12 protein-coding genes are annotated in these 13,261 nt (G+C 52.7%); 7 read left to right on the top strand and 5 right to left on the bottom strand.

The annotated features are described in order from the left end of the window. Positions 1–15 precede the first annotated feature (15 nt). The 6 genes from C9J01_RS25075 to C9J01_RS25050 all read left to right on the top strand — a co-directional run bounded on the left by C9J01_RS25075 (position 16) and on the right by C9J01_RS25050 (position 6,132). Positions 16–438, top strand: a complete 423-nt coding sequence (locus C9J01_RS25075; RefSeq protein ID WP_107300831.1) for a F0F1 ATP synthase subunit epsilon — start codon at positions 16–18, stop codon at positions 436–438. Positions 439–641: 203 nt separating this feature from the next. Next, a complete protein-coding gene (gene glmU, locus C9J01_RS25070; RefSeq protein ID WP_107300830.1) occupies positions 642–2,000 on the top strand; it encodes a bifunctional UDP-N-acetylglucosamine diphosphorylase/glucosamine-1-phosphate N-acetyltransferase GlmU in 1,359 nt (452 codons plus the stop codon). A 188-nt stretch (positions 2,001–2,188) separates the two neighbouring features. Beyond that, a complete protein-coding gene (locus C9J01_RS25065; protein ID WP_107300829.1) occupies positions 2,189–2,956 on the top strand; it encodes a DeoR/GlpR family DNA-binding transcription regulator in 768 nt (255 codons plus the stop codon). Between the two features lie 18 nt (positions 2,957–2,974). Next, positions 2,975–4,807, top strand: a complete 1,833-nt coding sequence (glmS, locus tag C9J01_RS25060) for a glutamine--fructose-6-phosphate transaminase (isomerizing) (RefSeq protein WP_107300828.1) — start codon at positions 2,975–2,977, stop codon at positions 4,805–4,807. Between the two features lie 312 nt (positions 4,808–5,119). Further along, positions 5,120–5,500 carry a helix-turn-helix transcriptional regulator gene (locus tag C9J01_RS25055; protein ID WP_039468230.1) on the top strand — a complete coding sequence of 127 codons (381 nt, stop codon included), beginning with the start codon at positions 5,120–5,122 and terminating at the stop codon, positions 5,498–5,500. A gap of 230 nt (positions 5,501–5,730) precedes the next feature. Further along, entirely contained in the window at positions 5,731–6,132 is a 402-nt protein-coding gene (locus tag C9J01_RS25050; RefSeq protein WP_107300827.1) for a helix-turn-helix transcriptional regulator, read from the top strand. A 24-nt stretch (positions 6,133–6,156) separates the two neighbouring features. Here C9J01_RS25050 and ilvA read toward each other — a convergent pair whose 3' ends face one another. The 5 genes from ilvA to ilvG form a co-directional block, all read right to left on the bottom strand. Continuing rightward, positions 6,157–7,710: a threonine ammonia-lyase, biosynthetic gene (gene ilvA / locus C9J01_RS25045; RefSeq protein ID WP_107300867.1), complete on the bottom strand. Its 1,554-nt coding sequence runs from the start codon at positions 7,708–7,710 to the stop codon at positions 6,157–6,159. Between the two features lie 6 nt (positions 7,711–7,716). Continuing rightward, positions 7,717–9,558: a dihydroxy-acid dehydratase gene (ilvD, locus tag C9J01_RS25040; RefSeq protein WP_107300826.1), complete on the bottom strand. Its 1,842-nt coding sequence runs from the start codon at positions 9,556–9,558 to the stop codon at positions 7,717–7,719. Positions 9,559–9,624: 66 nt separating this feature from the next. Beyond that, positions 9,625–10,560, bottom strand: coding sequence for a branched-chain-amino-acid transaminase (ilvE, locus tag C9J01_RS25035; RefSeq protein WP_107300825.1), 936 nt, complete (start codon positions 10,558–10,560; stop codon positions 9,625–9,627). Positions 10,561–10,580: 20 nt separating this feature from the next. Continuing rightward, positions 10,581–10,829, bottom strand: coding sequence for an acetolactate synthase 2 small subunit (ilvM, locus tag C9J01_RS25030; RefSeq protein ID WP_107300824.1), 249 nt, complete (start codon positions 10,827–10,829; stop codon positions 10,581–10,583). After that, positions 10,829–12,475, bottom strand: coding sequence for an acetolactate synthase 2 catalytic subunit (ilvG, locus tag C9J01_RS25025; RefSeq protein ID WP_107300823.1), 1,647 nt, complete (start codon positions 12,473–12,475; stop codon positions 10,829–10,831). The genes ilvM and ilvG overlap by 1 nt, the downstream gene beginning before the upstream one ends. A 407-nt stretch (positions 12,476–12,882) precedes the next feature. Between ilvG and C9J01_RS25020 the strand changes: the two genes are divergently transcribed. Further along, positions 12,883–13,261, top strand: a 379-nt coding sequence (locus C9J01_RS25020) for a magnesium chelatase domain-containing protein (protein ID WP_272898739.1), incomplete at its 3' end; no start/stop codon positions are given.

Raw genomic sequence — 13,261 nt, 5'->3', positions numbered from 1 at the left:
TAAGTAGGAGGCGACATGGCAGCGATAACCTTCCACCTGGATGTAGTAAGTGCAGAGAAACGTCTGTTTTCTGGCCGCGCTGAAAACATTCAGGTGACCGGTAGCGAAGGTGAACTGGGTATTCACGCAGGTCACACCCCGCTGCTGACCGCTATCACGCCGGGTATGGTCCGTATTACTAAACAGCATGGCGAAGAAGAGGTCATTTACCTTTCTGGTGGCATGCTAGAGGTTCAGCCGGGCACGGTTACCGTGTTGGCTGACACCGCTATCCGCGGTGAAGATCTGGACACAGCGAAAGCGGAAGAAGCGAAACGTCAGGCTGAGGAGCGCATCCACAACCAGCATGGCGATATCGACTTCGCACAAGCAGCCAGCGATTTGGCGAAGGCTATTGCTCAGCTTCGAGTCATCGAACTGACCAAAAAAGCCCGCTAACATCAGCAAGGCCAAAAAAGCGACCCTCGGGTCGCTTTTTTTATGCCTGCTCTCCGGCGCCCATGATGCAGGCACCACAGAGTACGACTGGCACAGTGAGTTATTACTCGCAAAAAATTATCTAATTTCCCTGCCGCCACTGTCCTTGGCATTATACAATGGCGCTAGGTTACTTATTTGATATGCACCAAGAGGATTAAGTCATGAGCTTTAGCGCTGTGATTCTCGCCGCGGGAAAGGGAACCCGCATGTACTCCAACCTGCCTAAAGTGTTGCATACACTGGCAGGCAAGCCGATGGCCAAACACGTGATTGATACCTGTGCGGGTCTAGGCGCCAACAATATCCACCTGGTATATGGCCACGGTGGTGATCAGATGCAGGCTGCCCTGAGCGCAGAGCCTGTCAATTGGGTATTGCAGGCCGAGCAGCTAGGTACGGGCCATGCGGTCAACCAGGCTTGCCCTGATCTGGCGGAAGATGAGAAGGTGCTTATCCTATACGGTGACGTACCACTGATCAGCAGTGAAACTTTGGAAAACTTACTTGATGCCCAGCCTGACGGCGGTATTGCCCTACTGACTGTTGTTTTGGACGATCCGACCGGCTATGGCCGTATCGTGCGTCGCAACGGTCCGGTTGTAGCGATTGTCGAGCAGAAAGATGCTTCTGAAGAGCAGAAGCTGATCAAGGAAATCAATACTGGTGTGATGGTAGCCAACGGCGGCGACCTGAAACGCTGGTTGTCTGCCCTGAAGAATGACAATGCCCAGGGCGAATACTACCTGACCGATATTATCGAAATCGCCCACAACGAAGGCCGTGCTGTTGAAGCGGTACACCCAGTTCGTGCTATCGAGGTCGAAGGTGTGAATAACCGTGTTCAGTTGGCCAAGCTTGAGCGTGCTTTCCAGAGCATGCAGGCTGAGCGCTTGCTGGAGCAAGGCGTGATGCTGCGTGACCCTAGTCGTTTTGACCTACGTGGTGAACTGCAGTGTGGGACTGATGTGGAAATCGATGCCAACGTCATCATCGAAGGTAGCGTATCGCTGGGTAATAACGTAATTATCGGTGCAGGCTCTATCCTAAAAGACTGTGAGATTGACGATAACACCTTGATTCGCCCATACAGCGTCATTGAAGGGGCGACGGTTGGTGAGGATTGTACGGTGGGTCCATTTACCCGCCTTCGCCCAGGAGCAGAGCTGGTGGGTGACTCGCATGTTGGTAACTTCGTTGAAATGAAGAAAGCGCGTTTGGGCCAAGGCTCGAAAGCAAACCACCTGACTTACCTGGGTGATGCTGAGATCGGCGATCGTGTAAACATCGGTGCGGGTACCATTACCTGTAACTATGACGGTGCCAACAAGTTCAAGACCGAGATCGCCGATGACGTGTTCGTTGGCTCGGATACTCAGCTTATTGCGCCAGTTAAGGTCGGCAAAGGGGCAACCATTGGTGCCGGTGCGACAATCAACCGCGATGTGGGTGAAGGTGAGTTGGTGATCACTCGCGCGCCAGCCCGTACAGTCAAAGGTTGGAAGCGCCCAGAGAAGAAGTAGTCCTTTTCTCTTTTATTTATTCAAAGGCAAGGCGGTGTCCTTGCCTTTTTCATATCTGCGGCAAGATTGCCGTGTATTTATCGCTCTTCTTTCGAATAAAAAATTAATTGCACATAGTTGATCAGAAAAGTTTTGATCTGCTAGTATTTCTTTCAGTTCGAAACTTATGGTTATCAGTTCGTAATTTCATGTCAAAGCGTAATACCCAACAGCGCCGCCATGCCATTCTTTCAATGGTCAATGAGCAGGGCGAAGTAAGTGTCGATACTCTAGCTAAGCATTTTGCCACCTCCGAAGTGACAGTCCGCAAGGACCTGGCTGAACTAGAAAAAAATGGTTTGTTGCTGCGCCGTTATGGTGGTGCGGTATCGATACCCACTGAAATGGTCAGTGAACCGGAAGAACAAGTTTCGGTTCGTAAGTTGGCAATTGCCAAGGCCGCCGCTGCACGTATCCGTGACCATAACCGGATCATTATCGATAGCGGCAGCACCACAGCAAGCTTGATCAGCCTACTGAATGACAAGCATGGCCTGATCGTAATGACCAATTCGCTCAATGTCGCCAATGCGCTCAATAGCCTGGAAAACGAGCCGACCTTGTTGATGACAGGGGGCACTTGGGACCCGCATTCCGAAGCGTTCCAGGGCCAAGTGGCTGAATCAGTGCTACGTTCTTATGACTTTGACCAGTTATTTATTGGTGCAGATGGTATCGATACGGCGCGTGGTACAACAACCTTTAACGAACTGGTGGGCCTCAGCCGGGTAATGGCCGAGGTATCACGGGAAGTGGTGGTGATGGTGGAATCGAGCAAGGTGGGTCGCAAGATCCCTAATCTCGAACTGCCGTGGGAAAACATCAGCACCCTGATCACCGATGACGGCTTGGACATGAAAGCCAAACAACAGATTGAACAGCATGGTGTGCAGGTGGTCTGCGCCCCAGCGGAATAAATTTAGGAGCAAGAAACTATGTGTGGGATTGTTGGTGCGGTAGCACAGCGTGATGTAGCGGAAATTCTGGTTGAAGGGCTACGCCGTCTTGAGTACCGCGGCTATGACTCTGCCGGTGTCGCGGTTGTCGATGGTGACGCGAATCTAACCCGTGTGCGCCGCCTGGGCAAAGTCCAGGAACTGGCCGATGCAGTAGACGAAGCCAAGGTTATTGGCGGCACTGGTATTGCCCACACCCGTTGGGCGACCCACGGTGAGCCGTCTGAAGTCAACGCCCACCCACACATGTCTGGCGACATCGCCGTTGTCCACAACGGTATTATCGAAAACCACGAAGAGTTGCGTGAGCTTCTTCAATCCCGTGGTTACGTGTTTGAGTCCCAAACCGATACCGAAGTTATCGCGCATATGGTTGAGTGGGAACTGCGTACATCTGAAACGTTGCTAGAAGCGGTACAGAAGACAGCTAAGCAACTGGACGGTGCTTACGGCACCGTTGCGCTCGATCGCAAAGACCCATCCCGCATTGTGGTGGCGCGCTCAGGTAGCCCAATTGTCATCGGTTTCGGTGTAGGTGAAAACTTCCTAGCCTCAGACCAACTTGCCCTGCTTAACGTGACTCGCCGTTTCATGTACCTAGAAGAAGGTGATGTAGCAGAAATCACTCGCCGTGAAGTAACCGTATTTGATGCTAGCGGTGAGCGTGTTGAGCGTGAAATCACTGAATCTAATGCAGAGCATGATGCGGGCGACAAGGGCCAGTACCGTCACTTCATGCAGAAAGAAATCTACGAGCAACCAACCGCGTTGATCAACACAATGGAAGGCCGTATCACTGCGGACTCTGTGGTGACTGAAGCGATTGGTGTCAACGCGGCAGACATCCTAAGCAAGGTCGAGCATGTCCAGATTGTGGCCTGTGGTACGTCTTACAACGCGGGTATGACTGCGCGTTACTGGTTCGAAGACATTGCTGGCGTAAGCTGTGATGTGGAAATCGCTTCTGAATTCCGCTACCGCAAATTTGTTACCCGTCCTAACAGCCTGCTGATCACCCTTTCCCAGTCAGGTGAAACGGCCGATACCCTAGCCGCGCTTCGCCTAGCGAAAGAGAAAGGCTACATGGCGGCAATGACTATCTGTAACGTCGCAGGTTCATCCCTGGTGCGTGAATCTGATTTTGCCTTCATGACCCGTGCGGGTGTTGAGATTGGTGTGGCTTCAACCAAAGCGTTTACTACTCAGCTTTCAGCCCTATTGATGCTGGTAACAGCACTGGGTAAACAACAAAACCGAATCAGCAAAGAGAAAGAGAAGGAGATCGTCGAGGCCCTGCATGCTCTGCCGCAGCAGATCAACGCTGCCCTGTCTTTCGAGAAAGAGATCGAAGCGCTGGCGCCTGATTTTGCCGACAAACACCATACCCTGTTCCTTGGCCGTGGTGAGTTCTACCCAATCGCGATGGAAGCGTCTCTGAAACTCAAAGAGATCTCCTACATCCACGCCGAAGCTTACGCCGCCGGTGAACTGAAACACGGTCCTCTAGCGCTAATCGATGCTGATATGCCAGTGGTTGTAGTGGCACCAAGCAATGACCTGCTTGAGAAGCTGAAATCAAATGTTGAGGAAGTACGTGCACGTGGTGGCCTGCTGTATGTATTCGCTGATGAAGATGCCGGCTTTGAAGGTGATGAGACAATGAAGATCATTACCATGCCACACGTCAGTGAGATCACGGCAGCGATTTACTACACCATCCCAATGCAGTTGCTTTCTTACTATGTCGCACTGATCAAAGGTACGGATGTGGACCAGCCGCGTAACCTTGCCAAGGCCGTAACAGTCGAATAAAAATCAGCCTGTTAGCCAATGTGCTAACAGTTTGTCTCAAAAGTGAGAAAAGGCACCCAAGCGGGTGCCTTTTTTATTGCCCTTAGGTGGTAGCGTCTACTATCTAGACAGGGGTGAATGATTTTTTTGCGTTTTAGGAAAATTGGGCATCCTGGTTACCATTTGCAAACCAAATTACAACAGCGCGAACGGTATATACGAGTAAATTGTTGTTATTTAATGGATTGTTAAATTACTCTCAAGTTGGCTTATGTTGTGCAATCCAGTAATGAAAGCTAGGCATTATTCATTGTGTTGTATTGGAGGTGTGACATGACAGATCCGAAAGCCCAAATCGCAGCCCGTATAAAAGAAGCCAGGGAATGGAAAGGCCTGACCCAGGTCCATATGGCCCAGCAACTGAAGGTCGCTCGCCAGACTTACTTGGATTTGGAAACAGGTAAGACTGAGCCCAAAGTCCGGATGCTCTCGGAAATTTCGGAGATAACCGAGCGCCCATTAACTTGGTTCGTGTACGGTGATGAAGGCATTGAAATTTTGGAAAGTGAATACAAAGAAGAGATCGATCGCCTGTTGCAGTATTTCAGCCGATTACCCCATTCAGCCAGAAATGTCATTTTGCAGCAAAGTATTAATTTGGCGGGGTTTATGGCGGAATATACCCGTGCGCTAACCCAGCGTGACAAGTCATAAAGTGGTCAGATATGTGTCGGTGTATGCCGACATAATCATATGGTGACTGTCTTAATTGCTGGTCAACGAAGGGAGAGAATCACAGTTTATAAACTTGCCTGCTATGTAAATCATTGTTCCTAATGAATAATCATCATATGAATGACATTATACTCATTAAGGGAGTGAGATACTCCTTCCATATCCATAGGTTGCAGTATATGGCGTGGAAGGGATAAGCGGGGGAGGCTATGGAACAAGTAAAAACGTGGATCGCACAACGGATAAAAGATGCGAGGGAGTGGAAAGGTATTTCCCAGGTGGCGATGGCCAGACACCTAGATGTCGCCAGACAAACCTATCTGGATCTTGAATCGGGAAAAACAGAACCGAGAATTTCCACTTTGGTGAAGATTGCTGAACTTACCGGACAGCCGTTAGGCTGGTTTGTGTTTGATATCCAGCGTCCGGAAATGCAGCATGAACAGTTGAAGTCTGAATTGATCCAACTTTCAGCCCTGTATGAAAAGCTCTCTGAGCCCCTGCGCAGTAAATTGCTGGCTTGCCATATCAGTCAGCTTAAAGTGGTACTGGAACATATCAGCATGGAAGGTGACAGTGAAAACAAAGCAGCCCCGGAGGCTGCCTTGTAGTTGTCAGAAATACGAATCCCGGTGTTATTGAGCAAGGAAGAACTGATAGGCCGGGTTATCTGTTTCATCTTTCCAGCTATAGCCGAGTTCACGGAGGTGGCTGGTAAAGGACAATAAATCCTGCTCTTCCAATTCAAATCCACACAACACCCGGCCATAGTCAGCACCATGGTTACGGTAATTGAACAGGCTGATATTCCAGTGGGTGCCCAAGGTGTTGAGGAACTTGAGTAGCGCACCGGGATATTCCGGAAACTCAAAGCTATATAACCTTTCTTTCAATGGCTTCGACGGCCTGCCGCCAATCATATAGCGGACATGGACCTTAGCCATTTCATCATCAGACAAATCCACTACTGGATAACCACCTTTGCGTAGATCGGTAATGATGCTGTCGAGCTCCTCCTGCCCTTGAATCAAACGTACCCCGACAAAGACATTGGCCAAGCTGTCATTGTTGTAGCGGTAGTTAAACTCAGTGACTGCCCGGCCGCCAAGGATATGGCAGAAATCCAGGAATGCCCCAGGTCGCTCAGGGATGGTAACGGCTAATAAACCCTCACGTTTTTCACCTAGCTCACAGCGCTCAGAGACATAACGCAGGCCATGGAAGTTGAGGTTGGCCCCCGACAACACTGCCGCTAGCTGTTTGTCTTTTAGCTGGTGGCGTTCAGCAAATTTCTTCAGCCCGGCCAAAGATAGCGCACCGGAAGGTTCGGCAATAGCCCGCGTATCTTCGAAGATATCTTTTACTGCAGAGCAGATCTCATCACTGCTTACCGTAATAGAGTCATCGAGGTACTGCTGGCACAGGCGGAATGTCTCTTCGCCAATCCGTTTGACCGCGACACCATCGGCAAACATACCGACCTGCTCCAGGGTTACCGGTTCGCCGGCATCCAGCGCTGCACGCAGGCAGGCGGAATCTTCGGCTTCGACCCCGATCACTTTGATTTGTGGCATTAGCTGCTTGATCAATACCGCGACCCCGGCCGCAATACCACCGCCACCGACGGGAACAAAGATATAGTCGAGGTGACCATTTTGCTGCACCAGTTCAACCCCAATCGTTCCCTGCCCGGCAATCACTGCTGGGTGATCGAAAGGAGGGATGAAGGTGTAACCGTGTTGCCCTGCCAGCATTTCGGCATGGGCTTTGGCTTCATCAAAGTTTCCGCCATGCAGAACGACTTTGCCGCCGAAACCACGAACAGCATCCACTTTGATGTCCGGGGTCGTACGTGGCATGACAATGGTCGCCTGTACGCCGAGGTGCTTGCCTGACATAGCCAAGCCCTGGGCGTGATTACCTGCCGAAGCGGCAATCACCCCAGCCTGACGCTGGGCGTCAGTGAGCTGGGACATCATATTGTAGGCACCGCGCAGCTTGAACGAGTGAACCGGCTGGCGGTCCTCCCGCTTGAGCTGGACTTGGTTGCCGATGCGCCCGCCTAGGCGGGGCATGCTTTGTAACGGCGTGACCTGAGCGACTTCATAAACCGGTGCCCGGAGAATATCCCGCAGGTAATCTGCCCCGCTGGGGAGCTCGACCTCATTGGCCTGAGTGGCTTCGCTCATCATAGGCTACCCTTCCAGTTTCGATTTATCGCGCACCGCGCCTTTATCGGCACTGGTCGCAAGGTTGGCGTAGGCGCGCAGGGCAAAAGACACTTCACGCTGGCGATCCAATGGCTTCCAACCACGTTGCTCGGCTTGCGCACGGCGGCTGGACAGCGTTGCTTCATCAACTTGGAGATCAATGCTGCGGTTCGGGATATCAATAGCGATGGTATCGCCGTCTTGGATCAGGCCAATGGTACCGCCGTTGGCAGCTTCCGGAGAGACGTGGCCAATTGACAGGCCGCTGGTGCCGCCGGAGAAACGGCCATCGGTGATCAGGGCACATTCCTTGCCAAGCCCCATGGACTTGAGGTAAGTGGTCGGGTAAAGCATTTCCTGCATACCCGGGCCACCCTTAGGTCCTTCGTAGCGGATCACGACCACATCGCCGGCTTTGACCTTGCCGCCCAAAATACCTTCAACTGCGGTTTCCTGGCTTTCGAACACAATGGCAGGGCCAGTGAAAGTCAGGCAGCTCTCATCCACACCTGCTGTTTTGACGATACAGCCGTCCAGTGCCATGTTGCCAGATAGTACAGCAAGGCCACCGTCTTGGCTAAAGGCATGTTCTTTGCTGCGGATACAACCGTTCTCACGGTCATCATCCAGCGTGTCCCAGCGGCAATCTTGCGAGAATGCCTGGGTAGTACGGATCCCGGCAGGGCCTGCACGGAAGAATGATTTCACGTCCTCGGACTGGGTTTGGACGATATCGTAATGCTTGAAGCTTTCCGAGAACTGCTCGCCCAGTACGTTGTAGCAATCGCTTTGGAATAGGCCTGCACGATCTAGCTCGGCAAGGATGCCGTAAACACCACCCGCCCGGTGGACATCTTCCATGTGGTATTTCTGGGTCGACGGAGCCACTTTACACAAGTGTGGGACCTGGCGTGACATACGGTCGATGTCTTCCATGGTGAAATCCACTTCGCCTTCTTGTGCTGCTGCCAGAAGGTGGAGGACAGTGTTGGTTGAACCGCCCATGGCAATATCCAGTGCCATAGCATTTTCAAACGCTTGCTTGGTAGCGATATTACGAGGCAGCGCGCTTTCGTCATCCTGCTCATAGTAACGCTTGGTCAGGTCGACAATGCGCTTGCCGGCATTGATAAATAGCTGTTCGCGGTCGGCGTGGGTCGCCAGCATCGAACCGTTGCCCGGTTGACTCAGGCCAAGGGCTTCGGTCAGGCAGTTCATTGAGTTGGCGGTAAACATACCGGAGCAAGAGCCACAGGTTGGGCACGCCGAGCGTTCGATTTGCTCGCTTTGCTCATCAGAGACGTTTGGATCGGCACCTTGGATCATGGCATCAACCAGATCCAGCTTGAGGATCTGATCCGACAGCTTGGTTTTGCCGGCTTCCATCGGGCCGCCGGAGACAAAGATCACTGGGATGTTAAGGCGCAACGAGGCCATTAGCATCCCCGGGGTGATCTTGTCGCAGTTCGAGATACAAACCATGGCATCGGCGCAGTGGGCATTGACCATGTACTCGACCGAGTCGGCGATCAACTCACGTGACGGTAGTGAGTAGAGCATGCCGCCGTGGCCCATTGCGATACCATCATCAACAGCAATGGTATTGAATTCTTTGGCGATACCGCCCGCCGCTTCAATTTCTTTCGCGACTAACTGGCCGAGATCCTTGAGGTGGACATGGCCCGGAACAAATTGGGTGAACGAGTTTACCACCGCAATAATTGGCTTGCCGAAATCTTCATCTTTCACGCCAGTGGCGCGCCATAGGGCACGGGCACCAGCCATATTACGGCCATGGGTTGTGGTGGCGGAGCGGTACTTGGGCATAACGAAAAATCCTTTTGCTGTATTGCTTGGCCGGCGTGGTATCCACACCGGCTGCTGTGTCAGTGTTTACTTGTCGGTAGGGTAAACGTAGTCAAGCCAACCCCATTTGTCTTCGGTGGTGCCGTTGAACAGGCCGAAGTAGGCTTCCTGCAGCACCTTGGTGATTGGGCCACGCTTGCCCTCGCCCACCGTGATCTGGTCAACGCTGCGGACCGGCACGATTTCAGCTGCGGTACCTGTCATGAAGATCTCATCAGCGAGGTATAGGGCCTCGCGGGCGATGTTTTCTTCACGGACTTCATAGCCACGCTCTTTGGCCAGGGTCATGATGGTATCGCGGGTAATACCCGGCAAGATGGCGCTGGTGGTTGGTGGCGTTGATAGGATGCCGTTACGAACAACGAACAGGTTCTCGCCTGCCCCTTCAGATAGGTAGCCGTCTACGCTTAGGGCAATACCCTCGGCATAGCCGTGGCGGCGGGCTTCTCCGCCAACCAGTAGCGAAGATAGGTAGTTACCACCGGCTTTGGCTGCCGTCGGGATGGTGTTCGGCGCGGCACGGTGCCAGCTGGAAATCATCGCATCAACACCATTTTCCAGTGCTTCTTCACCGAGGTAGGAACCCCATGGGAAAGCCGCAACCATCAGATCCATCTCGGTGCCTACTGGTGGGCAGACGCCTAGGCCAACATTGCCGACATAGCCCAGCGGGCGGATATAAGCTGACTCCAGCTTGTTGACCCGTAGGGTTTCGCGGCAGATCTCCATCAGCTCGTCTGAGCTGTATGGGATCGGGAAGCGGTAGATTTTGGCTGAGTTCTTCAGGCGATCCATGTGCTCTTTGTGGCGGAAGACCGCCGGACCTTTCGGGGTGTTGTAGCAGCGGATACCTTCGAAGACCGAGGTACCGTAGTGCATGGCATGGGTTAGGACGTGCACCTTGGCATCGCCCCAAGGCACCATTTCACCGTTGAACCAAATAAAATCCGCTGTGTTGGCCATGTTTGTTCCTTCCTTAAAATCTAATCTCGGTTTTCTACGAGTGTGGTTTCTACGGTACGAATATCCCAAAGTTTCTCGATTTGGTTGATCAGCGTCGTTATCGGGCGGTCGCTGTCGACAAGGATTTCGATACTGGCAATTTTGCTTTCATGGTTTTGGGTTGCATTCACTTGTTTTATCACAAAACCACGGTGGCGGATAACGCGCAAGATCCGCTCTAGTAATACTGGCTTATCATCCGCTTTGATGTCGAGTAAATATCTGTCCATTAAGTATTCTCCAGCATATCTTGATTTGCCGCGCCAGGTGGTACGAGGGGCCATACATTGTCTTCTTCTGAGATCAATACATGGAGCAGGTAAGCCGTTTTGCTCGCCATCATTTCTTTCAGTGCCGGCTCGACTTCTTCCTTACGGGTGATGGTTTTGCCCGGGATATCGAAGGCCTTGGCCAGCATCACGAAATCTGGGTTGTCATCAAGGATGGTTTCGCTGTGGCGGCCATCGAAGAACAAAGATTGCCACTGGCGTACCATGCCGAGGCGCTGGTTGTTGATCAGCACCATCTTGACCGGGATCTGGCGGCGCTTGAGGGTGCCGAGCTCCTGGATGTTCATCATGAACGAGCCGTCGCCGGTGATCAGGATAGACTCGTCATCCGGGCGGGCTACCTTGGCACCCATCGCGGCAGGTAAGCCAAAGCCCATGGTGCCAAGGCCTGCAGAGGTGATGTAGTTCTGTGGCTGGCGTGGCTGGATGTGTTGGGCCGCCCACATCTGGTGCTGGCCGACATCCGTCGAGACCATCGAGGAGTCCGGCATCATGTCTGATAGCTGCTTCATTAGCAGTGGGGCATAGATCAGGTCGCCCGGGTGGTCGTAGCGCCACTTGTTCTGTTGGCGCAGGCTTGAAGTGTAGTCAACCCAGTCACTGATATCCTGGCTCAGTTCAAGCTGCGGCAGGATAACGTTGATATCACCACGCAGCGGGGCATGGGCATGACGCAGCTTGTTGAACTCGGCGGCATCGATATCGATATGGATCACCTTGGCATGGGGTGCGAAGGTATCTAGCTTGCCGGTCACCCGGTCATCAAAACGGGCACCGATAACAATTAGCAGGTCACACTCTTGGACCACTAGGTTGGCCGTCTTGGTGCCATGCATCCCTAGCATCCCCAAATAATGCGGGTCGTGGCGCTCGATTGTGCCAAGGCCTTTGAGGGTGCTGACCGATGGCATCGGGTTCATGGCAAGGAAGGTACGAACCGTGTCGGTAGCATGGGCCAACTGGACGCCACCGCCAACATACAACACAGGGCGCTGGCTTGCAGAAAGAACCTGCTGGGCGGTTGCTATCTGGTCGTTGGATACGACAGGGATAGCTGGTGGAGTGATCGGGGTCAGGTCTCCTTCAGGGGCGAGGGCAAGCTGGACATCTTTGGCTATATCGACCACCACCGGACCTGGGCGGCCGGCCTTGGCAACCTCGAAGGCCTCGGCAAGGGTTGGGATCAGATCGTTGATATCGGTCACCAGGTAGCTGTGCTTGGCACAGGCCAGTGACATGCCGATCACATCCATTTCTTGGAAGGCATCGGTGCCGATGTGCGAGCTGGCAACTTGCCCAGTGATTGCCACGATTGGCACCGAATCAAGGAAGGCGTCAGCCAGACCTGTCATCAAATTAGTCGCTCCCGGGCCTGATGTTGCCATGCATACCGCGACATCCTGGGTGGCTCTTGCCATCCCGATAGCGGCCATGGCTGCGCCTTGCTCGTGGCGGCATAGGATATGCTCGACACCACCGTCATAAAGCGCGTCGTAGATTGGCATGATGGCCCCGCCCGGGTAGCCAAATACCGTTGTTATCCCCTGCTTCTGCAGCGCCTTTACGACCAACTCTGCTCCCGTCATCGCTGCTCTCCCCTGTTCCTTGCCTGTGACGTGCTGATGGTTATTTCAGCTGTTCTGGTTAATTAGTTCAAAAAAAAGCCCCCTAGCCTGTTGGCTTAGGGGGCTTCTCTGCGTTTGTTGTGCTTGTCAGCTAATTTACGCCTGCCCGACCCCCTCGTAGTGAAATGAGCACCACGATGACGTTGATAATGAGTAGGAGGGCGTTGGCCATAAATTGCATTGACTGTCTGTCCGATTTTTAATGTTAAGACGTTGTGTTGACCTAGTGGTAACACAGACATCGATCGCATGACAAGAAAAAAATCAAAATTATTTTGCAATCCGGCTGCATAAATAGGCTATTGGTGAAACCTATTAGGTGAAAAGTATTAACTTTTTTGGTTGAAATAACAGCAGGATGACGATTGATGAACCTTGCCATTATCCATAGCCGTGCCAGCGTCGGGGTGCAGGCCCCAGCCGTTACCGTTGAGGTACATATCAGTAATGGGATGCCGGCATTCCAGCTTGTTGGGTTACCAGAAACCAGCGTTAAGGAAGCCAAGGACAGGGTGCGCAGTGCCATCGTGAATGCCGGGTTTGAATTCCCATCCCGGCGGATAACGGTCAACCTCGCCCCCGCCGACTTGCCCAAGGAAGGGGGAAGGTTCGACTTGCCTATCGCGCTGGGTATTCTGGCTGCTTCAGAGCAGATACCTGCAAATAAGCTGCATGATTATGAGTTTTTGGGGGAGTTGGCATTGTCTGGCGAGCTGCGCCCGGTCAAAGGGGCGCTGCTCGCCAGAC

It is taken from the genome of Photobacterium rosenbergii (genome assembly GCF_003026455.1).
GTDB classification, from domain to species: Bacteria; Pseudomonadota; Gammaproteobacteria; order Enterobacterales; family Vibrionaceae; genus Photobacterium; species Photobacterium rosenbergii.
The sequence above is the reverse complement of the archived record's forward strand: the minus strand, read 5'-3'. Positions and strand labels throughout refer to the sequence as shown.